Annotated in this window: 1 protein-coding gene; it reads left to right on the top strand. The window is 76.0% G+C overall.

What is annotated here, in order from left to right:
* Positions 1-1,411, top strand: a 1,411-nt coding sequence (locus tag ABZ671_RS32690; RefSeq protein WP_357865425.1) for a polyketide synthase dehydratase domain-containing protein, incomplete at both ends; no start/stop codon positions are given.

Here is a 1,411-nt window from a genome sequence, read left to right as displayed (position 1 = left end):
ACCGGGCTGGGCCGGCAGATCACCGACGACGCGGTCTTCATCAACCTGCAACACCGCACCCGCCCGGAAGAGACCGAACTCCTCACCGGCCTGGCGAGGAGTGGCCTTCGCCTCGACTGGGCCCGCCTGTTCGACGGCACCGGCGCCCGCAAGGTCGACCTGCCCACGTACGCCTTCGACCGCCGCCACTTCTGGCTGCTCGACGACGAGCCGTCCGGCGACCCCACCGCGATCGGCGTGGCCGGAGCCGGGCACCCGCTGCTCGGCGCGGTCGTCGCCGCGCCCCGCTCCGGCGGGGTGGTGCTGACCGGCCGGCTGTCGGTCGGGTCGACGCCCTGGGTCGCCGACCATGAGGTGCTCGGCGAGGTGCTGCTACCCGGCACCGCGTTCGTCGAGCTGGCGCTACGGGCCGGCGACGAGGTCGGCTGCGACCTGGTCGACGAGCTGACGCTGCAGGCGCCGCTGGTCTTCCCCGGCCGTGGCACGGTCGCCGTGCAGGTGGTGGTCGACGGCGCGGACGAGGCCGGGCGATACCCGGTCGCCGTCTACTCCCGGGGCGACGGCGCGGACGGGGAGTGGGCCCAGCACGCGGCCGGCTTCCTCACGGCCGCGCAGGCGCGGCCGGAGCCGGCCGACCTGACGGCGTGGCCGCCGCCGGGCGCCGAGGAGGTCGACGTCACCGACCTGTACGACACCCTGCACGACCGGGGTTACGGCTACGGACCCACCTTCCGCGCCCTGCGCGCGGCCTGGCGGCACGACGGCGTCGTCTACGCCGAGGTCGCCGTCCCTGAGCAGGCGCACGCCGAGGCGCAGCGGTTCGGCATCCACCCGGCCCTGCTCGACGCCACGATGCACGCGCTCGGCTTCGGCGCGCTCGGCGAGGGCGACAGCGACCCGGGCACGCTGATGCCGTTCTCCTGGGAGGGTGTCACGTTGCACACCGCCGGGGTGGACACGGTCCGGGTGCGACTGGCCCCGACCGGCGCCACCTCGGTGTCGCTGGAGCTCGCCGACGACACCGGCGCCCCGGTGGCGTCGGTGCGGTCGATGACGCTGCGGCCGGTCGCCGCCGGTCGTAGCGGGGACGACGCCGGCCGGGCACTGTTCGAAATCGTCTGGACCCCGGCCGCCACCCCGGACACCGCGGCGACCGGGCTGGTGGCCTGGGCAACCGATGTCCGCGAGGTGCCGGCCGCCGACGCCGTGGTGGTCCGGCTGGACGCCGTCGGCGGTCCGCTGCCCGGCGACACCGCAGTGGCCGCGCTGGACCTGGTCCACGCCTGGCTCGGCCGTCCCGAACTGGCCGCGTCCAAGCTGGTCGTGCTGACCCGTGGCGCGGTGGCGGTGCGGCCGGGCGAGGACGTCGATCTGGCGGTGGCGCCGGTGTGGGGCCTGATCCGGGCCGCGC

It is taken from the genome of Micromonospora sp. NPDC006766 (genome assembly GCF_040636055.1).
Classification (GTDB): Bacteria; Actinomycetota; Actinomycetes; order Mycobacteriales; family Micromonosporaceae; genus Micromonospora.
This window is presented reverse-complemented; position numbering and strand designations above follow the sequence as displayed.